Here is a 22,530-nt window from a genome sequence, read left to right as displayed (position 1 = left end):
GAAGGCCTGACGCCTTCCCGTCACCTGTCCGGCAGCACCCGGCGTCCGCGCGGAGCCGGGTGCTGCCGGCGTTTTCAGGGCGCTCGGGTAGCGTCGCCCGGATGGACCGCTCGCGTCGCCCCCGCATCCTCTACGTCACCGATCTCGCCTACCCGGCCCGTGGCCGCCGCTACTGCGACGAGGACATCGCCCTCTCGGCGCGGCTGCGCGAGGAGTTCGACGTGGCACTGTGCCATCCGCTGGACGCCGCCGCACTGATGGACGGCTTCGACGCGGTCGTCGTGCGCAACAGCGGGCCCGTGCTGCACTACCAGGCCGCGTACGACGCGTTCCGCGAGCGGGCCCTCGCGGGCGGGGTGCGGGTCTACAACGCGCTGTCCGGGAAGGCCGACATGGCGGGCAAGGGGTACCTGCTCGACCTGACCGCCGCCGGGTATCCCGTCATCCCGACCGTCGCCCGCGCGGCCGATATGCATCTCTTGCCCGAGGCGGACGAGTACGTGGTCAAGCCGCTGCTCGGCGCCGACTCCATCGGCCTCGAGTTCGTCGGCCACGAGGCGCTGCCCGGCCTGGAGTTCGACGGCATCCTCGTCCAGCCGCGGATCCGCTTCCGGTACGAGGTGTCGTTCTACTTCGTCGACCGCGCTCTCCAGTACGCCCTGTACGCGCCCCGGCCGGACGAGCGGTGGGTCCTCGAACCGTACGAACCCACTGACGCGGACCGGGAGTTCGCGCAGAAGTTCGTCGACTGGAACACCGTCCGCCACGGCATCCAGCGTGTGGACGCGTGCCGCACGCCGGAGGGCGAGCTGCTCCTGGTCGAGCTGGAGGACCTCAATCCGTATCTGTCCCTGGACCTCGTCGACGCGGGCACGCGCGACGCGTTCGTGGCGGCGATGGCGGACTCACTGCGGGGGCTACTGGCCGACGAGGTCTGACGAGGACGGCCGGCTGAAGCGGAGCTTGTCCTCCTCGCGGGCGCCCAGGCGCCGGTAGAAACGGATCGCGCCGTCGTTCCAGACGGGTGTCTGCCACCGGATCTCGGGGCGCGCCCCGGCGCCTCGATCGCGTACGTCTTGACGAGGTGACCCCCGTGCTCGCCGCTGCCCAACGGGCGTACGGCACGCGCATGGTGACCGTCGGCGAGGGCGAGGAGCGCGCCCTGGTCGACAGCCACCGGGAGGGCCGGTGCTGCGGCTGTGTTCGCGGTGCGATCGGACATGGCCCCCCTCATGCAGGGCCGAGGGATCAGGCGTCCGCCCTGTCACGCGCTCGCCGGGGCGAGAGGAACAGCGCGGCCAGTGCCGAACCCACCGCCACCAGAAGGGAGTTGACCAGCACGGCCGTCGAGACTCCGGACAGGACCGCGTCCGGACCGGTCGCCCCGCCCATGCGGGCCGTGGCGATCGCGCTCATCACCGGGATGCCCAGGGTGATGCCGACCTGCTGGGTCATGGTCGCGAGGCCGGTGGCGAGGCCCTGCTCCTCGTCGGGCAGTCCGGACGTGGCCGTCACCATGAAGCCGACGATCACCAGCATGTTGCCGACGCCCCCGACGAACGTGGCCGCGAGGAGCAGCCAGATCCAGGCCCCCGACGTGCCGAGCGCCACCAGGGCGAGCGTGGCGGCGGCCTGGACGGCGCCGCCGACGACGATCGTGGTCCGGTTGCCGAGGCGTCCGACGGCACGGCCGCCGAGCGTGCCGCCGATCACGGTGCCGAGCCCGAGGACGCCGAAGGCGAGCCCGGTCGCGAGCGGTGAGTAGCCGAGGACTTCCTGGAGGTAGAGGGTGAGCAGGAAGACGAGGGACGTCTCGGTGACGAAGGCGATGAGCCCGGCCGCGTTGCCCCAGATCACGGTGCGCCGCCTGAGGATGTGGAGCGGGACGAGGGGCGCGGCGGCCCGCTTCTCGACGAACAGGAAGGCGACGAGGAGCGCGGCGCCCGCGAGCAGCGCGGCCAGGGTCGCGGGGGCGCCCCAGCCGGTCTCGCCGGCCTGCGTGAGCCCGTAGACGAGGAGCAGGAGTCCGCCGGTGACGGCCGCGGCGCCGGGTACGTCGAGGCGCGGGCGCCGGTCCGGGCGCGAGTCGGTGATGACGGACGGGGCGAGGACGAGGACGAGGGCTGCGACGGGGACGTTGACGAAGAACGCCCAGCGCCAGGAGAGCAGGTCGGTGAGCAGGCCGCCGAGGATGGCGCCCGCGGTGAAACCGGCGGACATCAGGGCGCCGTTGAGGCCGAGGGCGCGTTCGCGCAGCGGCCCCTCCTTGAATGCGGTGGTCAGGAGGGCGAGTCCGGCCGGAGTGACGGCCGCGGTCGCGAGTCCCTGCAACACCCTGGCCACGAGCAGGACTTCGGGTGAGGTGGCGAGGCCGCCCAGGAGGGAGGAGGCGCCGAGGACCGCCATGCCGGCGAGGAACAGCCGCTTGCGGCCCACCAGGTCGGCGACGCGGCCGAAGAGGAGCGTGAACCCGGCGGCGGCGAGCGCGAACGCCGTGGCGATCCACTGGAGATGGGAGAGCGAGAAGCCGAGCCCCTCGCCGACGACGGGCAGCGCGACGTTCAGGATCGAGAAGTCCACGGCGATCATGAACTGGGCGCCGAGGAGAAGGGTGAGGACGAGCTTCTGGCGGGCCGTCATGCGTGGGGCTGGTGCGACGGCAGGCGTGGGGACGGTCTGCGTGGGCGCCGACATGGGGCTCCTTAAATGGCTCTGCGTTCCCGTTAAGGCACGTCAAACGTAGCAGAGCAGAGAGCCTTAAGGGAACTATAGTTCCGTTACGTCTCGGCAAGTACCTCGCGTACGTTGTCCCGCACTGTCTCCTGGTCCCGGCGCGCCGCCTCGTACGCGGACCGGTGACGCCCAAGGTCCGCCCGCTGCCGCTCGGACAGCACGGACCACCACACCCCGGCGGTGTTGTGCTCGCGCTTGCACTCGACGTCGGCGACGGCCGTGCCCCGCTCGCGCCGCGTACGCGCCGTGTTGCCGCCGCTGTCGCGTTTCCACGCCTTGTCGCGGAAGGCGCCATCGGGGGTGCCGTACCGCTTGAACCCCTTGTCCACGACGCACTGCGACCACGCCTTGAGCACGCGCCGCATCCGCCGATCCTTCACCGCCGCCTTCTCCAGGACGATCTCCCGCTGCGGGACGTACCCCCACGCGCGGCGCAGGTCCCGCACACCGCGGTAGAGGCGCTTGTCCGCGCGGCCGAGGCAGCCCTCTCCGACTGACGGGCGGACCGAGGGGACTTCAGCGGACCCGCCCGCCGTCCCAGTTGCGCACCTCGGTGACGGCGTCGACCGGCAACGGCCCGTAGATGTGCGGGAATTCATCCGCGCCGGGCTCCGGCGCCTCGAACCTGACGGGCGCGGGCACCCGCTCGCTGTCGATGACCAGCACCACCAGCTCGTCGGGCCCGTCGTACGCGCCGTACAGGAAGTCGGCGACCCTCTGGAGCTGGTGCGCCAGCGAGCAGTGGATGAAGCCCTCTTCGGCGAGGGTCTTGCCGCGCGTGGACATCTCGTAAGCGCCGGACGCGCGGGCCGTGTCCCACAGCGAGCGCTCGGTGATGTGCAGGAGTTCGGTCATGCGCACCAACCTACGAGCTGACGGCTGCGGCGGGGTATCGCATTTCGGCCGGGGGCCTCACCCGAGCCGGGCCGCCCGCAGCTGGAGATAGCGCTGCTCCGGGCGGCTGAGCGTGCCGCTCGCCGCCTCCTGGTAGGCCGCCCGCGCCGCGTCGCGGTCCCCGGCCAGCTCCAGGAGGTGACCCCGCACGGCGGCGAGCCGGTGGTGCCCGCCGAGGGCGTCCGCCAGCTTGTCCGCCTCCCTCAGGCCCGCCTCGGGGCCGTGCACCATGGCGACGGCGACCGCCCGGCCGAGCGCCGCCATCGCCTCCCCCTCAGGCACGATCCGCACGAGCAGGTCGTACAGGGCGAGGATCTGCGGCCAGTCGGTGTCCTCGGCGCGCGCCGCCTCATCGTGCAACGCGGCGATGGCCGCCTGGAGTTGATAGGGGCCCACCGGTCCGTGCGGGAGGGCGAGGGAGACCAGGGCGACGCCTTCGTCGATCTCCGCGCGGTCCCACAGGGTGCGGTCCTGTTCGTCGAGGCGGACCAGTTCGCCCGCCGCGTCGGTACGTGCCGCGCGGCGCGCGTCGGTGAGCAGCATGAGAGCGAGCAAGCCGGTGACCTCGCTGTCGTCGGGCAGCAGCGCCCGCACGGCCCGGGTCAGCCGGATCGCCTCGCGGGCCAGGTCGGCGCGCTGCAACTGGGGCCCCGACGTGGCCGTATACCCCTCGTTGAAGATCAGGTAGAGGACCTGGAGCACGGCGGGCAGCCGCTCGCGCCAGTCCTCGGGCAGGCGGAACCGCACGCCCCGTACGCGCTGCTTGGCGCGGCTGATGCGCTGGGCCATCATCGGCTCGGGGACGAGGTGCGCGCGGGCGATCTCGGCCGTCGTCAGGCCGCCCACGGCGCGCAGGGTGAGGGCGACCTGGGCGGCGGAGGTCAGCTCCGGGTGGCAGCACAGGTAGAGCAGGGTGAGGGTGTCGTCCTCACAGGGGGCGCGGCTCTCGCCGGGCGGCGGGGCCGTGAACGCGTCACGCGGGGTGAGCGCGGCGTCCGCCTCCTCGCGTCTGCGCCGCGCGTCGTCACTGCGCAGCGTGTCGACGAGACGGCGCGAGGCGACCTTGATGAGCCAGCCGCGCGGATTGTCGGGCACCCCGGCGTCGGGCCACTGGCGTGCGGCGGCGAGCAGCGCCTCCTGCACGGCGTCCTCGGCTGCGTCGAAGTGTCCGTAGCGGCGGACCAGCGCGCCGAGGACCTGCGGCGCTTGGCGGCGGAGCAGATCCTCGGTCGACGCGGTCAGCAAAGGTCGCCACCGCTGTCCAGGATCGGGCGGATCACGACGGGGCGGGCGGGTGCGCCCGCGGGGGCGGGGCACTCGGCCACGCGCTTGGCGATCTCGGTGACCCGGTCGAGGTTCTCGCACTCGAGGATCCAGAAACCGGCGAGCAACTCCTTCGTCTCCCCGTAGGGGCCATCACTGATGACGGGCCGCCCCTGGGCGTCCGGGGTGACGAACCGGGTCTTCGCGGGCTCCGCCAGACCTTCGCCGGCGAGCATCTCGCCGGTCTCGGCGAGGTCATCGTTGATCTTCTGCATGTGGGCGAACATCGTCTGGATGTCCTTCTCGCCCCAGGCCGGATTGCCCTCGGACGCCTTGCCCGCCATGGCCTCGTAGTCGAGCTGCGTGCCTGTCACCATCATCAGGTACTTCATTGCTGCACTCCTTCGGCCCGCCGTCCGCCGGGCGCGGGCGGCTTCACTGGAGACGTCGGAGCGGCAGCAGCGTTCTCGACACCGCCCGGAAAAAAATTCTAGCCGGGGATCCCCGGCCTCTTCCTGCTGTACGTCCGCACGATCACGCCGTTGCCGAACGTCCGGTTCTCCTCCAGCGCGAACTCGCCGTTCGCGAAGCCGCAGCCGAACATCGGCATGCCCGAGCCGAACACCAGCGGGTACGTCTTGATCACCAGCTCGTCCACCTCGTCGGCGAGGACGCCGGCGAGCGTCGCGCCGCCGCACAGCCAGATGCCGAACTCGCTGTCTTCCGCCTTCAGTTCGCGGATCTTCCCGACGACGTCATCGGCGACGATCTCCACGTTCGGATCGGGGGACTTCTCGATCGAGCGCGCCGCGACGTACTCGCGCAGGTGCCCGTAGGGGCTGGTCAGGCCGGCGTCGAGGCCGATCTGATAGCTGGCCCGGCCCTGGATGACGGTGTCGAACCGCTTGTTCGCCAGGTGCTCCAGACCGAGGACCCGCCGGCCCTCCGCCGAGATGGTCTCGGGGTACTCGCTCGTGAGGAACTCCAGGAACTCCTCGTCCACGAAGGGCATGAAGGCGTTCGCGTCTCCGTCGGGATCGCCGATGAAACCGTCGATCGACACGGCGACGAAGTAAGTGAGCTTTCGCAAGTGGGTCTCTTTCCGCAGATGACAGGGGTGTCCGGGTCGGCCCTGCGCCGTTTCGGCTTCCTGGCCCGCTCGAACCACTGCAGTTATAGTGCTCCATCTGTAGTGGTTGCAAGAGGTTTCCGGATCTGAGGTTTCCGGATCTACGGTCAAGAGGAGCGCGCAGATGGCACGGAACGCGGAGCGCAGGGTGGCCCTGGTGAACGCCGCGGTGGAGGTACTCGCGGCCGAAGGCGCGCGCGGCCTGACCTTCCGCGCGGTGGACGCGGCGGCGGGCGTCCCCACGGGCACCTCGTCGAACTACTTCACCAGTCGGGACGACCTGCTGCACCAGATCGACGCATGGCTGCACGAGCGGCTGGCCCCGGATCCGGCGGTGGTCGCGGAACTCCTCGATCGGCCGCGGGACCGCGAGCTGGTCGCGGCGTTCATGCACGATCTGCTCGGCCGCGCCCAGCGTGACCGCACCGGCTATCTGGCCATGATGGAGATGCGCCTGGAGGCGGGGCGCCGGCCCGAACTGCGCGCGTCCCTCATGAAATCGCTCCGCGGCGACCTCGACTTCGGGATCTCGTTCCACACCGAGTCCGGGCTCCCCGGCGGCGCGGAGACGGTGACCGTGCTCTATCTCGCCGCGCTGGGGCTCATCCTGGAACACCTGACGATGCCGGGGATGCTGGACGGCGCCGTGCCCGGCGTGAGCGTCCCCGAGGGCCTCATGGACCGGATCGTCCGCACGGTCGTGCCGCAGGAGTAGCCGCCCGCACCCTTCATGGCCGGACCCTGAGCGAGGCGCTCACATCCCTTGCGGATCACGCCACATGGGCCACATCGTCGGCCCGCCCGGCAACGCGATCCCGGTGCCGGTGCACGTGAAGCCGAGCCGCTCGTACAGCCCACGGCTGCGGTCGCTGCTCGCCTCCAGATACGCCGCCCTGCCCTCGCGGTCGCAGCGGTCGAGGACGGGCTGCGTCAGCGCGGTGCCGAGGCCCTGGCCCTGCCGCGCCGGGTCGACGGCGATCATCCACAGGTACTCGTGCGCGCGGTCGCTCGGGTGGGCTCCTGCGGTCAACCGACCGATCTCCTCGACCCGTTCGTTGTCCGGGTCCACGGCGGCGCGCAGTTGCGCGGGGCCGTCGTCGTCCTCGTCCTCAGCCGGGCCGTCCGGCCGGGCCGGCACCGAGAGCCAGAGCGCGGCCGCGGCACCGTCCTCGGTCATGTCGACATATCCCTCGCTCAGGGAGATGTCGATGAAGGCCGCCATGAGTCCGGCGTGCCTGCGGCGCCGGTGCGCCAGGCCGGGGAAGACCCAGCCGCTCACCGGGTCGTCCATGAACGCCTCGTCGAGCAGCCGCACAAGGTCCGCCCGATCGTCCTCCGTGGCCCTCCGGATCGCCACGCCCATGACCCCGCCCCCTCACGTCGCGGCCCGCCTCAACGGGCCGTGTCCCTGCGCCGGTCGGCCGCCACGCGCCGGCCCGCTGCAGCCTAGGCGATCGGTTCCGTACGCGCGTTGCGGGCCCTGCGCTCCTGCCGGAGCGCGGGACCCGCAACGCATGTCAACTCCTCTCCCCTGTTGCCGGTTTCCCCTAGTGGCTGCGCCGCGTCACGAACTCGGCCAGCGACAGCAGTCCGTCCGCGGCCTCCGGCGCCGGGACCGCCCGGGACAGCTGGTGCACCGCCCGGGACATCCGGTCCGCCGCGTGCAGCTGCGCCCAGTCGCGCCCCCCGGCGCGCTCGACGACCAGCGCCATGGCCTCCAGCTCCCCCTCCTTCGGCGGACCGTCGTCCGGTCCCACCACCCCGTAGAGCGCGGCCAGTTCACCGGCCTCCGGCGTTCCCGAGGCCAGCGCCGCCACCACCGGCAGCGACTTCTTGCGCACCGCGAGATCGGCGCCCGCCGCCTTGCCCGTACGGGCCGGATCCCCCCAGATCCCTATGACGTCGTCGATCAGCTGGAACGCGAGCCCGGCCTGTCTGCCGAACCCGTCGAGGGCCGCGACCTCCTCCTCTCCGGCCCCCGCGTACAGCCCCCCGACCGCGCAGGCACAGCCGAGCAGCGCGCCCGTCTTCGCCTCCGCCATGACGAGGCACTCGTCCAGCGTGACCTCGTCCGGTTCGCGCCTCTCCAGGGCGACATCGGCGACCTGGCCCTCGCACAGCTCCATGACACAGGCCGCGATCCGGGCCGCCGCCGGCCGGGCCGCCGGGTGCGGGTCCTCGGCGAGCAGCCGCTGCGCGAGCGCCTGGAGCGCGTCGCCCGCCAGGATCGCGTCGGCGTCCCCGAAGACGGTCCACGCCGTCGGCCGGTGCCTGCGTGTGGTGTCCCGGTCCATGACGTCGTCGTGCAGGAGCGTGAAGTTGTGGACGAGTTCCACGGCCGCGGCCGCCCGCACGGCGAGCTCCGGGGCGCCCCCGAGCGCCCGTACCGCGGCGAGGACGAGCGCCGGCCTGATGGCCTTGCCCGCGTGCTCGGTGGCCGCGGTGCCGTCCGCGTGCTCCCACCCGAAGTGGTAGCGGGCGATGCGGCGCAGCGACGTGGGCAGGGTCTCCACGGCCCCGCGCAGCTCCGGGTCGACCTGCGCCCTGGCCTGCGCCAGGATCACCGCCGCCTCCTGGCCGTCAGCAGCCACCTCTTCGCCCGGTTCCCCTTGCTGCTGCCGCACCATGGACTGCTTCGTCTGCGCCATGAGCTTCAACGCCACCTGCCGATCTCGACGTTCTCCAGGACGCCGAGCGCGTCCGGCACAAGTACCGCCGCCGAGTAGTACGTCGTCACCAGGTACGAGATGATCGCCTGCTCGCTGATGCCCATGAACCGCACCGACAGGCTCGGCTCGATCTCGTCCGGGATGCCCGCCTGCTGGAGGCCGATGACGCCCTGCTCCTCCTCGCCGGTACGCATGCAGATGATCGACGTCGTGCGCGCGTCGGACACGGGGATCTTGTTGCTCGGGAAGATCGGCACCCCGCGCCAGGTCGGGATGCGGTTGCCGCCCACGTCGATGGACTCCGGGACGAGCCCCCGCCTGTTGCACTCGCGCCCGAACGCGGCGATGGCGCGCGGGTGGGCGAGGAACAGCTTCGAGCCCCGGCGGCGGCTGAGCAGCTCGTCCATGTCGTCCGGGCTGGGCACGCCGTCGTGCGGCTGGAGCCGCTGCTCGTATTCGCAGTTGTTGAGCAGGCCGAACTCCCGGTTGTTGATGAGTTCGTGCTCCTGGCGCTCCTTCAACGCCTCGACAGTGAGCCGGAGCTGATGCTCCGTCTGGTTCATCGGCTGGTTGTAGAGGTCCGCCACGCGCGAGTGGATGCGCAGGACGGTCTGGGCGACGCTCAGCTCGTACTCGCGCGGCGCCGCGTCGTAGTCGACGTACGTGCCCGGGAGCACCGCCTCGCCGACGTGGCCGGCGGAGAGGTCGATCTGCTTCTCGCCGAACTTGTTCGCTCGCTGCGCCGGGATGGCCCGCAGCGCTCCCAGGTGGCCGGCGAGGCTCTCGGAGCGCTCCGCGACCTGCTCCAGGTCCTGGCGCGGCAGCGTGAGCACGGTGCACGCGGTCACCGCGCGCGCCGTGTACTCCCAGATGGCGTCCGGGTCGAGCAGCGCCTGCTCGCCGAAGTACGCGCCGTCGGCCAGGACCCCCAGGACCGCGTCGTCCCCGTAGGGACCCGTGCCGACCTTCTCGACCTTGCCGTGCGCGAGCAGGAACACCTCGTCGGCGGAGCTGCCGAACGCGGCGAGCAGCTCGCCCGGCGCGTACTCCCGCTGGCGGCACCGCACCGCGAGCTCCTCGAGTACTTCCTGGTCGCCGTAGTCCCTCAGCACCGGCAGTTCGCCGAGCTCCGCGGGGATGACCCGCACCTGGTCTCCGGCCTTCACGAACGTCAGGCGTCCGTCACCGACCGAGTAGCTGAGCCGCCGGTTCACCCGGTACGTGCCGCCCTGCACATTCACCCAGGGCAGCATGCGCAGCAGCCACCGGGAGCTGATCTCCTGCATCTGTGGCGCGGACTTGGTGGTGGTGGCCAGATTCCGCGCGGCGGATGTGCCGAGACTCTGCTGGGGCCCGGCCTGCTCCGTGCGGACTTCTTCGCCTACCGACATGGGCTTTGCCTCCCGATCAAGAACTGACCTGCGGCGACAAGACTTCCAGCACGCACTGTGGCCAGGCCATTACACAAACGAGCGGGATTGGGCGAGAGTGGACAGGGCACGATGCCCGTTTTTCCGGGTAGGGAACTTCCCGACGGAGGAACTTCAAGATCCCGGCGGGCGTTCAACCGGTACACCGAGGACCGATGACGGGAGACAGCAATGACAGGCTTCCTGGACCGCGCCAAGGAGCAGGCGCAGCGCGGGCTCACACAGGGCAAGCAGAAGCTGGACGAGGTGCAGGCGCAGCGGGCGGGCGGCGACCTCCTGAAGAAGCTGGGCGCCGCGTACTACGCGGAGCGGAAGGGCACGGGCACCACCGAGGCGACCCAGTCCGCGCTCGGAGCCCTGGAGAACCACATCGCGGAGCACGGGGACGGCTGCCTGCGGGCCTGAGTCCGCTCCGCCTCCCTCCCGGTCGGCCCGTAGGCCTGGCTGACCGGAACGGCTCACGATGTCCGGAACGGCTCGCACGCGATGCGAACGAGTAGTTCGGGTGGGCCTGTTCGGGTACAAGCGGCGTACGAGACGGACGCGCCCCGCTTCCGTCGCACCCCGCGAAGGAGGCGGCCGTGGCCCCACCCATGTCCGCGAGCAGTTTCCTGGACGCCCTCACGCGCGAAGGCCTGACGGTCGTCGAGGTCGGCGACTGGAGACACCACAACCGCAACCACAAGGGACCCTGGGGCCCGGTGAACGGCGTGATGATCCACCACACCGTGACGAAGGGCAGCAAGCAGACCGTCGACCTCTGCCGGAAGGGGCACGCGGACCTGCCGGGGCCGCTGTGCCACGGCGTCATCACGAAGGACGGCCGCGTCCACCTCGTCGGCTACGGGCGGGCCAACCACGCAGGTCTCGGCGACGACGACGTGCTGCGGGCGGTCATCGCGGAGAAGGCGCTGCCCCATGACAACGAGGCGAACACGGACGGCAACCGCCACTTCTACGGCTTCGAGTGCGAGAACCTCGGCGACGGCGAGGACCCGTGGCCCGCCGCGCAGCTGGAGGCCATCGAGAGGGCGGCGGCCGCGGTGTGCCGCCATCACGGCTGGACGGAGAGGTCGGTGATCGGCCACCTGGAGTGGCAGCCGGGCAAGGTCGACCCACGCGGCTTCACGATGGCCTCGATGCGGGGGCGCATCCGCGACCGGCTCACGTAGCCGCCCTCCGGCACGCGGCCCGCGGCGACCCGCTTGCACAATGAGCAGGTGACCCCGCACGCCCGCCCGCGCCCGCCTCTGCACCCCCGGCTGCCCTCGCCGGTGGAGCCGGTCGCCGACGACCGGTTCCACCGTCACGGGGTGCGGCTCCTGCTCAAGCGCGACGACCTCATCCACACCGACCTGCCCGGCAACAAGTGGCGCAAGCTGGCCCCGAACCTCGAAGCGGCGACCGCCGCGGGCCACGGCACGCTGCTCACGTTCGGCGGCGCGTACTCCAACCATCTGCGCGCCACGGCCGCCGCGGGCCGTCTCCTCGGCCTGCGGACCATCGGCGTCGTCCGGGGCCAGGAGCTCGCCGGACGGCCCCTGAACGCCTCTCTGGCGCGCTGCGCGGACGACGGCATGCGTCTGCACTTCGTCGACCGGAGGACGTACCGGGAGAAGCGGGATCCGGCCACGCTCGCGCGCATCCTGCGCGAGGTGGCTCCGCCCGATGCCGGGAAGACGCCCTACGTCGTCCCCGAGGGCGGCAGCAACGCCGAGGCCGTGCGCGGCTGCGCGGAGCTCGGGCAGGAGTTGCGCGGGGCCGCCGACGCGGTCGGCGTCGCCTGCGGCACCGGCGGCACGCTCGCCGGACTGGCCGCCGGGCTCGGCGAGGGGCAGCGCGCACTCGGCATACCCGTTCTGAAGGGCGGCTTCCTCGGCGACGAGATACGCACCCTCCAGGAGGCGGCGTTCGGCGGCCCGCGGGGCGACTGGTCCCTGGACGAGCGCTTCCACTGCGGCGGCTACGGCCGCACCACCCCCGCCCTCCTCGCCTTCGCCGAGGACTTCGAGCAGCGCCACGGCGTGCCCGTAGAGCGTCTCTATGTGGCCAAGGTCCTGTACGGGCTGCTCGCCCTCACCGAGGAGGGCGCGTTCGCGCCGGGCACGCGGCTCATGGCCGTCGTGACGGGAACGCCCTCCCCGTAGCGGCCGGTCAGTCGTCGACCTCGCGGTAGGCAGCCGCCTCCTCCAGGTCGAGCTTGCGCAGCAGCGTGCGCATCATCTCGTCGTCGATCCGCCGCTCGTCCCGCATCCGCACGAAGACCTCGCGCTCGGCCGCGATGGCCTCCCGCGTGAGTCGGCGATAGGTGTCGTCGGCGGACTCCCCCGTCACCGGGTTGGCGTGGCCGAGGCGCTCCCACACGGAGTTGCGGCGGCGCTCCAGGACGGTCCGCAGCCGGTCCACGAGCGGCTCGGGCAGACAGTTGCGCTCATCCTCCATCAGCTCGTTCACGCGCTCGTCGGCGGCCTGTGAGGCGGCGTTCTGCGCCTGCGCCTCGGCGAGCGTCTCGGCCTGCGTATCGCGCCCCGGCAGCTTGAGGATCTTGATCAGCCAGGGCAGCGAGAGCCCCTGCACGACGAGGGTGCCGATCACGGTCGTGAAGGTCAGGAAGAGGACCAGGTTGCGAGCGGGAAAGGGGCTCCCGTCGTCGACGACGAGCGGGATGGAGAAGGCGATCGCGAGCGACACGACGCCGCGCATCCCGGCCCAGCTCACCACGAGCGGCCGGCGCCAGTCGCTGTCCCGCTCCCGCTCCCTGATCCGCTTCGACAGGCACCAGGGCAGATAGGTCGCCGGATACGACCACACGAACCGCATCACCACGACGAGTACGAAGACCGCGACGGCGTACCCGAAGGCCTGCCCGACGCTGTACTCGCCGAGGTCCTTCAGGACGACGGGTAGCTGGAGGCCGATGAGCGCGAAGACCGCCGACTCCAGGATGAAGGCGACCACCTTCCACACGGCGGCCTCCTGGAGGCGCGTCTCGAAGTCGACCTGCCAGGCGTGGTGCCCCAGGTAGAGGGCGACCGTGACCACGGCGAGCACTCCGGAGGCGCCGACCTGCTCGGCGGCCGCGTAGGCGACGAACGGGATGAGGAGGGAGAGCGTGTTCTGGAGGATCGCCTCCTTCAGGTGCGTCCGCAGCCAGTGCAGCGGCACCATCAGGACGAGCCCGACGCCGACGCCGCCGACCGATGCCACCAGGAACTCCGTGATCCCGCCCGCCCAGCTCGCGCCCTCCCCGACCGCGGCGGCCAGCGCGACCTTGTAGGCGGTGATCGCGGTCGCGTCGTTCACCAGGGACTCGCCCTGGAGGATCGTCGTGATCCGCGCGGGCAGCCCCACCTTGCGCGCGATGGCCGTCGCGGCGACCGCGTCCGGCGGGGCGATCACCGCGCCGAGCACGAGCGCGGCCGTCAGCGGCAGATCGGGGATCAGCTCGTACGCGAGCCAGCCGACGGCGACGGTCGCGAACAGCACGTACCCGACGGAGAGCAGCGCGACCGGCCTGACGTTGGCCCGCAGGTCGAGGTACGAGCTCTCCAGGGCCGCGGTGTGCAGCAGTGGCGGCAGGATGAGGGGCAGCACGATGTGCGGGTCGAGCGTGTACTGCGGCACTCCGGGCAAGTACGACGCGATGAGTCCGACCGCGACGAGCAGCAGCGGCGCGGGGACCGGGGTCCGGCGCGCGGCCCCCGCGACCGCCGCACTCGCCGCGATCAGTCCCACCAGGGGCAATACGTCCATCAGCCCGTCCCTCCGCCGTCCGCCATGCCGCCGCCCGTCGTAACCTGGCCATCATGAACGAGTGTCCGCACGTCGACGCGCTGCCTCACCCCGAACCCGCGCCACTGAGCGAGACCTGCCTGGAGTGCCTCGCGGCCGGCAGCCACCCGGTACAGCTGCGGCTCTGCCTGGAGTGCGGGCATGTGGGCTGCTGCGACTCCTCTCCCTTGAAGCACGCGACGCAGCACTTCAAGGAGTCGGGCCACGCGGTGATCCGGACGTTCGAGCCCGGCGAGAGCTGGCGCTGGTGCTTCGTGGAGAGCCTGCTCGTCTGAGGACCGCACCGGTTTGCGGTTCGACCGTGCGAGGCCTGGGTACGTCAACCCGGCGCCCGCTCTTTCCAATTGAGCCCGCACACCCTCTAGCCACTGTCCGTACTCATAGGCTTACTATGAGTGACACCAACGGGCCGGGGGTCCCCGGGACAGGAGACTTGGGCGCGCGGTAGCGTCACCGCTGAACACATAGCGCGTCACCCGGGGGACGTACCCTCCGGAGCCGAAAGTGCTTGTACCACCATGGAGGTGAGGGTGTCCCAGATCGCAGGCGAGCCCGGGAATCAGGACTTCGTAGAAGTCCGGCTGCCGGCTGCGGGTGCCTACCTGTCGGTGCTGCGGACGGCCACGGCCGGCCTCGCGGCGCGTTTGGACTTCACCCTCGACGAGATCGAGGACCTCCGCATCGCGGTCGACGAGGCGTGCGCGATCCTGCTCCAGCAGGCCGTGCCCGGCTCGGTGCTCAGCTGCGTCTTCCGCCTCGTCGACGACTCGCTGGAGGTGACGGTCTCGGCGCCCACCACCGACGGCCGAGCCCCGGAGCGCGACACCTTCGCCTGGACTGTGCTGTCGGCCCTCGCGGGCAAGGTGGACTCCACGGTCGCCGACGACAACACCGTCTCGATCAGCCTCTACAAACAGCGCGGCGCGGGTCCCGGGCCGGCGTGACGAACGGGGACGGGCCGGTGCGGGACGAGAAGCACGGCACACAGGACCTCCCGGCCGACGGCGGGGAGGGGATGCGGCGGCTTGCCGACGGCATTCCCGAACAGCAGGCCCGGCCACACCCAGAAGACTCCGCGGACCTCGAACGGCCGGGTCCGCCGGCGGTGGCCGATGCGTCGGAGCAGGCAGAGCCGGCCGGCGGAGAGAAGATCTCCGCAGGACCGGACGCGCGACGGGCGGGATGGATGAGCGAGCACGAGCGACACGGTGAGCAGCAGCGCACGCACGATCCGCGGGACCGCAGCGGCGCACGGCTGATGTTCATCGAGCTGCGCACTCTGAAGGACGGCAGCCCGGAATACGCGGACCTGCGCAATCAGCTGGTCCGCATGCATCTGCCGCTCGTCGAGCACTTGGCCCGCCGCTTCCGCAACCGCGGCGAGCCGCTCGACGACCTGACCCAGGTCGCCACGATCGGCCTGATCAAGTCGGTGGACCGCTTCGACCCGGAGCGCGGCGTGGAATTCTCCACGTACGCGACGCCGACGGTCGTCGGGGAGATCAAGCGGCACTTCCGCGACAAGGGCTGGGCGGTGCGCGTCCCGCGGCGTCTTCAGGAGCTGCGTCTCGCGCTGACGACGGCGACGGCCGAGCTGTCCCAGCTGCACGGCCGCTCTCCCACGGTCCACGAGCTCGCCGAGAAGCTGGCGATCTCGGAGGAGGAGGTCCTGGAGGGCCTGGAGTCGGCCAACGCGTACTCCACGCTGTCCCTGGACGTCCCCGACACGGACGACGAGTCGCCCGCCGTGGCGGACACGCTGGGATCCGAGGACGAGGCGCTTGAGGGCGTCGAGTACCGCGAGTCCCTCAAGCCGCTTCTGGAGGACCTGCCGCCGCGCGAGAAGCGGATCCTGCTCCTTCGCTTCTTCGGGAACATGACCCAGTCGCAGATCGCGCAGGAGGTCGGCATCTCCCAGATGCACGTCTCGCGCCTGCTGGCCCGCACCCTGGCCCAGCTTCGGGAGAAGCTCCTCGTCGAGGAGTGAGACCCAGGGCGTGCGGGCCGGCTACTTCTGGTTCTGCTTCTGTACGGCGCCCGGGGCCGGCGTCGTGATGCCGAGCGCCCGGGTGGTGGCCGGGTTCACCAGGAGCACCAGGGCCGTCACCGCGACGACGGCGAGCGCGATCCCGCCGGGGATCATCACGCTGTCGGCCTGGAGCAGCGTGTAGGCGACCGGCAGCGCCATGATCTGCGTGATGATCGCGGGCCCCCGGCTCCAGCTGCGCCGCTTCAGGAGGCCGCGCGCCGCGATCAGCGGCAGCAGCGCGAGGACGGCGAGCGTGACACCGCCGGTCACGGCCTGCTCGGGGTCGTCGGGGTGACCCGCGAGGCCCATGACGAGCAGGCAGACGCCACCGACGAGCAGGGCGGCACCCTCGAGCCCGGCCAGCGCGGCGGCCGCGGTCAGCCGCCCGGGGCGCGGGCCGTCCTCGGTGGTCGCGGCGTCGTCGGGGCTGGGGTTCTGCTCTGAGGTCACCCAAGCAGGGTAGCCCTCGGCCGATACCTCGCGGCCGCCCTGGGTGGAGCCCGCGGCGGCCCCGGTCTCTTACCCGACTCCTACCTCGGTCTGGGCCGAGTACCGCTCGGTAGGTACCCTGCATCGCATGCGTGCACTTCTTGTGGTCAATCCGGCGGCAACCACCACCAGTGCGCGCACGCGTGACGTACTGATCCACGCACTCGCGAGCGAGATGAAGCTCGAGGCGATCACCACGGAGTACCGCGGGCACGCCAGGGACCTCGGCCGGCAGGCCGCGGAGAGCAAGGACATCGAGCTGGTCGTGGCCCTCGGCGGCGACGGCACGGTCAACGAGGTCGTGAACGGCCTGCTGCACCACGGCCCGAATCCGGACCGTCTTCCCCGCCTCGCCGTCGTCCCCGGCGGCTCCACCAATGTCTTCGCCCGCGCTCTCGGTCTGCCGAACGACGCGGTGGAGGCGACGGGCGCCCTGCTCGACGCGTTGCGCGAAGGCCGGGAGCGAACGGTGGGCCTGGGTCTCGCGGGCGGCACGCCGGGCACGGAGGACGAGGCCGCCCCGTCCCGGTGGTTCACGTTCTGTGCCGGTCTCGGGTTCGACGGAGGCGTCATCGGCCGGGTCGAACAGCAGCGCGAGCGCGGCAAGCGATCGACACACGCGCTCTATTTGCGTCAGGTCGTACGCCAGTTCCTCGGGGAACACGACCGCCGGCACGGCGCCATCACACTGGACCGGCCGGGTGAGGACCCCGTCACCGATCTGGTCCTGTCCATAGTCTGCAATACCTCCCCATGGTCATATCTGGGGAACAGGCCGCTCTACGCGTCCCCTCAGGCGTCCTTCGACACCGGCCTTGACGTGCTCGGACTCAAGAAATTGTCCGCCCCTTCGGTGGCCCGTTACGGCACCCAGCTGCTCACCTCGACGCCCGACAGGGGACCCCACGGGAAGAACGCCGTCACCCTGCACGACCTGACCGACTTCACCTTGCAATCGAAGGTCCCCCTGCCCCTCCAGATGGACGGTGACCATCTGGGGCTGCGAACGAGCGTGACGTTCACAGGCGTACGCCGTGCACTGCGTGTGATTGTGTGAGCGGAAGAGCCTAAAGTCCTTTATCTCGAACGTTTGGGCCAGGATCCACCCCATAGAAGTACGGCTGTGACCTAGCCGACACCGAGGAATCAAAAAAAACTTTCCTGAAGGGGTTGTATCCGCCGCCGAGGTTTGCGAATCTCTACATGGCGCTCGGGACGGCCCGCAACATCGGCCCCACAGAGAGCCCGAACCCCCTCCTCAACACACAGGACATCGTCGCAGATGTGACGAAAGTCCCTTCCGTTGTCGGGGGATTCGTGAAAGCGTTCACATTCACAAGCAATCCACACGTAATACCAAGGAGAGGTAGCAGCCATGGACTGGCGTCACAACGCCGTTTGCCGCGAGGAAGACCCCGAGCTCTTCTTCCCTATCGGCAACACCGGTCCTGCGCTGCTGCAGATCGAGGAAGCCAAGGCCGTCTGCCGTCGTTGCCCCGTCATGGAGCAGTGCCTGCAGTGGGCGCTCGAGTCCGGCCAGGACTCCGGCGTCTGGGGTGGCCTCAGCGAGGACGAGCGCCGCGCAATGAAGCGTCGCGCCGCCCGCAACCGTGCTCGCCAGGCCAGCGCCTGACGCCCACGCCCCCACGAGCCTGAGCCCGGCGGCGCGTACAGCGAGTACGCAACTCCCGCCCCCGAGCCGCAGCGCGCAGTACCCCCGATGCTCCACCCAGGCTCAGCCCGGGATGTAGACCCGGGCAACGCGAACAGTGAGCCCCGGACCCAACGGTCCGGGGCTCACTGGCGTTTGCGGTCGTGTCGATCCGGCGTTTGCGGCTTTGTCGACGTGTCGGCGCGGCGCCCGTCGGCGCCGGGCCGGCTACTTGTCGGCGGCCACCGGGATGTCGAGGACGACCTGGGTGCCGCGGCCGGGCGCCGGGACCATGTCGAACGATCCGCTCAACTCGCCCTCGACCAGGGTGCGTACGATCTGCAGGCCCAGGTTGCCGGCGCGCTTCGGGTCGAAGCCCTCGGGCAGGCCGACGCCGTCGTCGGTGACGGTGATCAGCAGGCGGGCGTCCTTGGTGGTGCCGCCGCGCACCGCGGAGACCTCGACGGTGCCGGTGTCGCCCTGCCGGAAGCCGTGTTCCAGGGCGTTCTGCAGGACTTCGGTGAGGACCATCGACAGCGGGGTGGCGACCTCGGCGTCCAGGATGCCGAAGCGGCCGGTGCGCCGGCCCGTGACCACGCCCGGCGAGATCTCCGCGACCATGGCGAGCACCCGGTCGGCGATCTCGTCGAACTCCACGCGCTCGTCCAGGTTCTGGGAGAGCGTCTCGTGGACGATGGCGATGGAGCCGACGCGGCGCACCGCCTCCTCCAGGGCCTCGCGGCCGCTGTCGGAGTCGATGCGGCGGGCCTGGAGGCGGAGCAGGGCCGCGACGGTCTGGAGGTTGTTCTTCACCCGGTGGTGGATCTCCCGGATGGTCGCATCCTTGGTGATCAACTCCCGTTCGCGACGGCGCAGTTCGGTGACGTCGCGCAGCAGGACGAGCGAACCGATGCGGGTGCCCTTGGGCTTGAGGGGGATCGCACGGAGCTGGATCGACCCCTCCTCCCCCTCGATCTCGAACTCGCGCGGGGCCCAGCCGCTGGCCACCTTGGCGAGCGCCTCGTCCACGGGGCCGCGCGACGGGGCGAGCTCGGCCGTCGTGCGGCCGAGGTGGTGCCCGACCAGGTCGGCGGAGAATCCGAGCCGGTGGTACGCGGAGAGCGCGTTCGGCGACGCGTACTGGACGACGCCGTCCGCGTCGAGGCGGATGAGGCCGTCGCCGACGCGGGGGGATGCGTCCATGTCGACCTGCTGGCCCGGGAACGGGAAGGACCCGGCCGCGATCATCTGGGCGAGGTCGGAGGCGGACTGGAGGTAGGTCAGTTCGAGGCGCGACGGGGTGCGGACCGTGAGCAGGTTCGTGTTGCGGGCGATCACGCCCAGGACGCGGCCTTCCCTGCGTACGGGGATGGACTCGACCCGTACCGGGACCTCCTCGCGCCACTCGGGGTCGCCCTCGCGGACGATGCGGCCCTCGTCGAGGGCGGCGTCCAGGAGCGGGCGGCGGCCGCGCGGGACGAGATGGCCGACCATGTCGTCCTGGTACGAGGTGGGGCCGGTGTTGGGCCGCATCTGCGCCACGGAGACGTAGCGGGTGCCGTCGAGCGTGGGGACCCACAGCACGAGGTCGGCGAAGGAGAGGTCGGAGAGCAGCTGCCACTCCGAGACCAGCAGGTGCAGCCACTCGAGGTCGGTGTCGCCGAGGGCCGTGTGCTGGCGTACGAGGTCGTTCATGGAGGGCACGGAGCCGAGGGTACCTGGCGGGTCCGGGCGCCAGAGCCTGCCGTCACATTCCCGTCGTCCGCCCGAGGGCCGGGCCGGGCGGCGCCTGGTGCGTGCGATCGCAAGGCGCCGGAGCGTCCTAGTAGCGGAGCTACTCGGGCGTTTCGGCAACGCCGCGAGCGTGCGGGCCAGGCGTCGCCCGGCACCCGCGGGCCGCGGCGCCTGGGAGGGACCCTCAGCCCTCCCGGCACCGCAGCCCGGAGTTGCAACAGCCGTCGGGTGTGCGGTCCCGTCCGGCCATGTGAGGACCCGCCGCAGTCAGGGCAGAGAGCGCCGGCTCCTCGGTCCGTCCTCCTGTGCGGGGAGGGCGGAGGCTTTTACCATCGCATTGTGGACTAGACCATTCTGTCATGTCTATGCGTTGGACAATGTTTGTTGTTGTCGCCCCCACCCAGCGTGCCAGAGCCGCCGCGTCGGTGTCGGGTGGAGGCTCCCGTTCCGCGTTACAAGGCCGGATTCGGGCCTCGAAAGCGGTGAGGCTCGCCGAATTCTATGGCAGCGCCGGAGAAGGCGGTGGGGGTCAGTGCGTCTCCGTCACCTTCGCCAGGGCGCGTGGCGCGTCCGGGTCCTGGCCGCGGGCGATGGTGACCTCGTACGCGAGGAACTGGAGCGGGATGATCTCCAGTACCGGCTGGACCTCCTCCGCGACGCCCTCGGTCGGCAGGACGAAGCCGGCCGACGCCTGGTCCACCTGGGCCTGGGGGCCGATGACGACAAGGTCGGCGCCTCGGCCCCGCAGCCGGTCGAGGACGGGCTGGAGCATGCGGCCGCCCTTGCCGTCCGTGACGACGGCGATGACCGGCGAGATGTTGTCGACCATGGCGAGCGGGCCGTGCAGCAGGTCGGCGCCCGAGTAGGACAGGGCCGGGATGTAGCTGGTCTCCATGAGTTTCAGGGCGGCCTCCTTGGCCGTCGGGTAGCCGTAGCCGCGCGAGGTGATCACCATGCGGTTCGCGAAGCGGTAGCGGGAGGCGAGGGTGCGTACCTCGTCCTGGCGGGCCAGGAGCTGCTGGGCGAGGCCGGGCAGCACGCCGGCGGGCGAGCCGTCGCCGCCGCGCAGGCCCTCGACGAAGAGGTAGAGCGCGAGCAGGGACGCGGTGTACGTCTTCGTGGCCGGGAGCGCCTTCTCGGGTCCCGCCATGATGTCGATGTGATGCTCGGAGACGGCGGCGAGCGGCGAGTCCGGGTTGTTCGTCACCGCGAGGGTGATCGCGCCGGCCGCGCGGGCCGCCTTCGTGGAGGCCACCAGGTCGGGCGAACCGCCCGACTGACTGACGGTGACGGCAAGGACGTCGCGCAGGTCGGGCCGGGCGCCGTACGCCGTCGTGGTGGACATGGAGGCCAGGCCGCAGGGCATCCCGAGCCGGATCTCCAGGAGGTACTTCGCGTACAGGGCGGCGTTGTCGGAGGTGCCGCGGGCGGTGAGCAGGACGAAGCGGGGCGACTGTGCCGCGACGCGCCGGGCGACCTCGTGGATGCGGGGACCGCCGGTGTCCAGGAGGCGGCGCAGCACCTCGGGCTGCTCGGCCATCTCGCGGGCCATGATCCGGCCCGGCTGCTCGCTCTTCGGGGCCGACGGGGTGGCGGTCATGCGGACTCCTCCGGAGGGGCGGTCGCGAGGGCGGCGGGCTGGGCACGGCCGGCGGCCGGGCTCCTCCTTGCGCGCCTCTTTCCACTCTGGCGGCTGAGGCGGGCGCGCGCCCGGCCGAAGCGGCGGCTTCGAGGTGCCGTCGGAGCGGGGAGCGCCGAGCATGGTCGGACGGCGTCGTACGCCCCGTGACCGGCCGGGCCGCCTCTGCTAGATTGGTCTATACCACATGCGCAACATCGCACCCTCGACCAGATCGGCAGGCCCAGCGTGGAAGTTGTGATCGTCCCGGACGCCAAGGCAGGCGGCGAGCTCATCGCCGAGGCGATGGCCCAGCTGCTGCGGCGCAAGCCCGACGCCCTGCTCGGCGTGGCCACCGGCTCGACCCCGCTGCCCATCTACGAGGCGCTGGCGGCCAAGGTCCGCGGCGGCGAGGTCGACGCCTCGAAGGCCCGTATCGCCCAGCTCGACGAGTACGTGGGTCTGCCGACCGGACACCCCGAGTCCTACCGGGCGACCGTGCTGCGCGAGGTCGTCGAGCCGCTCGGTCTGAGCGAGGGCTCCTTCATGGGCCCGGACGGCAGCGCCGATGACGTGCAGGCGGCCTGCGAGGCGTACGACAAGGCGCTCGCGGCGGCCGGCGGTGTGGATCTCCAGCTGCTCGGCATCGGCACCGACGGACACATCGGCTTCAACGAGCCGTGCTCGTCGATCGCCTCCCGCACGCGGATCAAGACGCTGACACAGCAGACCATCGCGGACAACGCGCGCTTCTTCGACGGCGACCTCGGCCAGGTGCCGCGCCATGTCATCACGCAGGGCATCGGCACGATCCTGGAGGCGCGGCATCTGGTGCTGCTCGCCACGGGTGAGGGCAAGGCGGATGCCGTGGCGGCGACCGTCGAGGGGCCGGTGGCCTCTGTGGTGCCCGCGTCGGCGCTTCAGCTGCACCCGCACGCGACGGTTGTCGTCGACGAGGGGGCGGCGTCGAAGTTGAAGCTTGCCGACTACTTCCGGCACACGTACGTGAACAAGCCCGACTGGCAGGGGCTGTAAGCGAGTTCGGGACGACATGTCGGTGCCGGTCACCCCTGGTGAGGGGTGACCGGCACCTTCGCGT

General features: G+C 71.2%; 24 protein-coding genes. 11 read left to right on the top strand and 13 right to left on the bottom strand.

Translation table 11 applies throughout. From position 1 onward, the window contains the following. Positions 1 to 101: 101 nt before the first annotated feature. Positions 102 to 938: an ATP-grasp domain-containing protein gene (locus ACY0PA_RS27825; RefSeq protein ID WP_473080321.1), complete on the top strand. Its 837-nt coding sequence runs from the start codon at positions 102 to 104 to the stop codon at positions 936 to 938. Between the two features lie 310 nt (positions 939 to 1,248). Here ACY0PA_RS27825 and ACY0PA_RS27820 read toward each other — a convergent pair whose 3' ends face one another. The 6 genes from ACY0PA_RS27820 to ACY0PA_RS27795 form a co-directional block, all read right to left on the bottom strand. After that, complete coding sequence (locus tag ACY0PA_RS27820) at positions 1,249 to 2,694, bottom strand: MFS transporter (RefSeq protein ID WP_473080320.1); 1,446 nt, start codon at positions 2,692 to 2,694, stop codon at positions 1,249 to 1,251. Between the two features lie 83 nt (positions 2,695 to 2,777). After that, positions 2,778 to 3,179: a hypothetical protein gene (locus ACY0PA_RS27815; RefSeq protein WP_473080319.1), complete on the bottom strand. Its 402-nt coding sequence runs from the start codon at positions 3,177 to 3,179 to the stop codon at positions 2,778 to 2,780. Between the two features lie 70 nt (positions 3,180 to 3,249). Continuing rightward, positions 3,250 to 3,588: a DUF952 domain-containing protein gene (locus ACY0PA_RS27810; protein WP_473080318.1), complete on the bottom strand. Its 339-nt coding sequence runs from the start codon at positions 3,586 to 3,588 to the stop codon at positions 3,250 to 3,252. A gap of 57 nt (positions 3,589 to 3,645) precedes the next feature. Further along, entirely contained in the window at positions 3,646 to 4,872 is a 1,227-nt protein-coding gene (locus ACY0PA_RS27805; RefSeq protein WP_473080317.1) for an RNA polymerase sigma factor, read from the bottom strand. Next, positions 4,866 to 5,282 (bottom strand): YciI family protein, encoded by a 417-nt coding sequence (locus tag ACY0PA_RS27800; protein ID WP_382476629.1) that lies wholly within the window; start codon positions 5,280 to 5,282, stop codon positions 4,866 to 4,868. The genes ACY0PA_RS27805 and ACY0PA_RS27800 overlap by 7 nt, the downstream gene beginning before the upstream one ends. Before the next feature lie 98 nt (positions 5,283 to 5,380). After that, complete coding sequence (locus tag ACY0PA_RS27795; RefSeq protein ID WP_473080316.1) at positions 5,381 to 5,980, bottom strand: dihydrofolate reductase family protein; 600 nt, start codon at positions 5,978 to 5,980, stop codon at positions 5,381 to 5,383. 163 nt (positions 5,981 to 6,143) lie between these two features. Between ACY0PA_RS27795 and ACY0PA_RS27790 the strand changes: the two genes are divergently transcribed. Then, the gene (locus tag ACY0PA_RS27790) at positions 6,144 to 6,734 is read left to right on the top strand and encodes a TetR/AcrR family transcriptional regulator (RefSeq protein WP_473080315.1); all 591 of its coding nucleotides are present in this window, start codon (positions 6,144 to 6,146) and stop codon (positions 6,732 to 6,734) included. Between the two features lie 39 nt (positions 6,735 to 6,773). Here ACY0PA_RS27790 and ACY0PA_RS27785 read toward each other — a convergent pair whose 3' ends face one another. The 3 genes from ACY0PA_RS27785 to ACY0PA_RS27775 form a co-directional block, all read right to left on the bottom strand. Continuing rightward, a complete protein-coding gene (locus ACY0PA_RS27785; RefSeq protein WP_473080314.1) occupies positions 6,774 to 7,382 on the bottom strand; it encodes a GNAT family N-acetyltransferase in 609 nt (202 codons plus the stop codon). Between the two features lie 184 nt (positions 7,383 to 7,566). Further along, on the bottom strand, positions 7,567 to 8,646 hold the full coding sequence (locus tag ACY0PA_RS27780; protein WP_473086452.1) for a family 2 encapsulin nanocompartment cargo protein polyprenyl transferase: 1,080 nt from the start codon (positions 8,644 to 8,646) through the stop codon (positions 7,567 to 7,569). A gap of 26 nt (positions 8,647 to 8,672) precedes the next feature. Continuing rightward, entirely contained in the window at positions 8,673 to 10,079 is a 1,407-nt protein-coding gene (locus ACY0PA_RS27775) for a family 2B encapsulin nanocompartment shell protein (protein WP_473080313.1), read from the bottom strand. A 210-nt stretch (positions 10,080 to 10,289) separates the two neighbouring features. Between ACY0PA_RS27775 and ACY0PA_RS27770 the strand changes: the two genes are divergently transcribed. From ACY0PA_RS27770 to ACY0PA_RS27760, 3 genes are all read left to right on the top strand, one after another. Then, entirely contained in the window at positions 10,290 to 10,523 is a 234-nt protein-coding gene (locus ACY0PA_RS27770) for a hypothetical protein (protein ID WP_473080312.1), read from the top strand. 176 nt (positions 10,524 to 10,699) lie between these two features. Continuing rightward, positions 10,700 to 11,290, top strand: a complete 591-nt coding sequence (locus ACY0PA_RS27765) for an N-acetylmuramoyl-L-alanine amidase (RefSeq protein ID WP_473080311.1) — start codon at positions 10,700 to 10,702, stop codon at positions 11,288 to 11,290. Between the two features lie 48 nt (positions 11,291 to 11,338). Then, positions 11,339 to 12,265 carry a 1-aminocyclopropane-1-carboxylate deaminase/D-cysteine desulfhydrase gene (locus ACY0PA_RS27760; RefSeq protein WP_473080310.1) on the top strand — a complete coding sequence of 309 codons (927 nt, stop codon included), beginning with the start codon at positions 11,339 to 11,341 and terminating at the stop codon, positions 12,263 to 12,265. Positions 12,266 to 12,272: 7 nt separating this feature from the next. Here ACY0PA_RS27760 and ACY0PA_RS27755 read toward each other — a convergent pair whose 3' ends face one another. Continuing rightward, positions 12,273 to 13,871, bottom strand: a complete 1,599-nt coding sequence (locus tag ACY0PA_RS27755) for a Na+/H+ antiporter (protein WP_473080309.1) — start codon at positions 13,869 to 13,871, stop codon at positions 12,273 to 12,275. A 53-nt stretch (positions 13,872 to 13,924) separates the two neighbouring features. Here ACY0PA_RS27755 and ACY0PA_RS27750 point away from each other — a divergent pair, with 53 nt between their 5' ends. The 3 genes from ACY0PA_RS27750 (at position 13,925) to ACY0PA_RS27740 (ending at position 15,897) form a co-directional block, all read left to right on the top strand. Then, positions 13,925 to 14,185: a UBP-type zinc finger domain-containing protein gene (locus tag ACY0PA_RS27750; RefSeq protein ID WP_473080308.1), complete on the top strand. Its 261-nt coding sequence runs from the start codon at positions 13,925 to 13,927 to the stop codon at positions 14,183 to 14,185. Positions 14,186 to 14,440: 255 nt separating this feature from the next. After that, a complete protein-coding gene (locus ACY0PA_RS27745) occupies positions 14,441 to 14,854 on the top strand; it encodes an ATP-binding protein (RefSeq protein ID WP_100595936.1) in 414 nt (137 codons plus the stop codon). Continuing rightward, positions 14,851 to 15,897 carry an RNA polymerase sigma factor SigF gene (locus ACY0PA_RS27740; protein ID WP_473080307.1) on the top strand — a complete coding sequence of 349 codons (1,047 nt, stop codon included), beginning with the start codon at positions 14,851 to 14,853 and terminating at the stop codon, positions 15,895 to 15,897. The genes ACY0PA_RS27745 and ACY0PA_RS27740 overlap by 4 nt, the downstream gene beginning before the upstream one ends. Positions 15,898 to 15,918: 21 nt before the next feature. Here the strand turns inward: ACY0PA_RS27740 and ACY0PA_RS27735 are convergent, their stop codons facing one another. Then, complete coding sequence (locus ACY0PA_RS27735; RefSeq protein ID WP_473080306.1) at positions 15,919 to 16,389, bottom strand: hypothetical protein; 471 nt, start codon at positions 16,387 to 16,389, stop codon at positions 15,919 to 15,921. Positions 16,390 to 16,516: 127 nt separating this feature from the next. On the opposite strand from ACY0PA_RS27735, the gene ACY0PA_RS27730 reads away from it, so the two are divergent. Next, entirely contained in the window at positions 16,517 to 17,485 is a 969-nt protein-coding gene (locus ACY0PA_RS27730; RefSeq protein ID WP_399969727.1) for a diacylglycerol/lipid kinase family protein, read from the top strand. A gap of 318 nt (positions 17,486 to 17,803) precedes the next feature. After that, on the top strand, positions 17,804 to 18,061 hold the full coding sequence (locus tag ACY0PA_RS27725) for a WhiB family transcriptional regulator (RefSeq protein ID WP_016639615.1): 258 nt from the start codon (positions 17,804 to 17,806) through the stop codon (positions 18,059 to 18,061). Between the two features lie 246 nt (positions 18,062 to 18,307). Here ACY0PA_RS27725 and ACY0PA_RS27720 read toward each other — a convergent pair whose 3' ends face one another. After that, positions 18,308 to 19,774, bottom strand: a complete 1,467-nt coding sequence (locus tag ACY0PA_RS27720; RefSeq protein WP_399970359.1) for a sensor histidine kinase — start codon at positions 19,772 to 19,774, stop codon at positions 18,308 to 18,310. A gap of 568 nt (positions 19,775 to 20,342) precedes the next feature. Further along, on the bottom strand, positions 20,343 to 21,413 hold the full coding sequence (locus ACY0PA_RS27715; RefSeq protein WP_473080305.1) for an SIS domain-containing protein: 1,071 nt from the start codon (positions 21,411 to 21,413) through the stop codon (positions 20,343 to 20,345). Positions 21,414 to 21,680: 267 nt separating this feature from the next. Here ACY0PA_RS27715 and nagB point away from each other — a divergent pair, with 267 nt between their 5' ends. Continuing rightward, the gene (nagB, locus tag ACY0PA_RS27710; protein WP_473080304.1) at positions 21,681 to 22,466 is read left to right on the top strand and encodes a glucosamine-6-phosphate deaminase; all 786 of its coding nucleotides are present in this window, start codon (positions 21,681 to 21,683) and stop codon (positions 22,464 to 22,466) included. Positions 22,467 to 22,530: the final 64 nt, after the last annotated feature.

The sequence above is a fragment of the Streptomyces sp. DS1-CR2 genome (genome assembly GCF_055760475.1).
The sequence above is the reverse complement of the archived record's forward strand: the minus strand, read 5'-3'. Positions and strand labels throughout refer to the sequence as shown.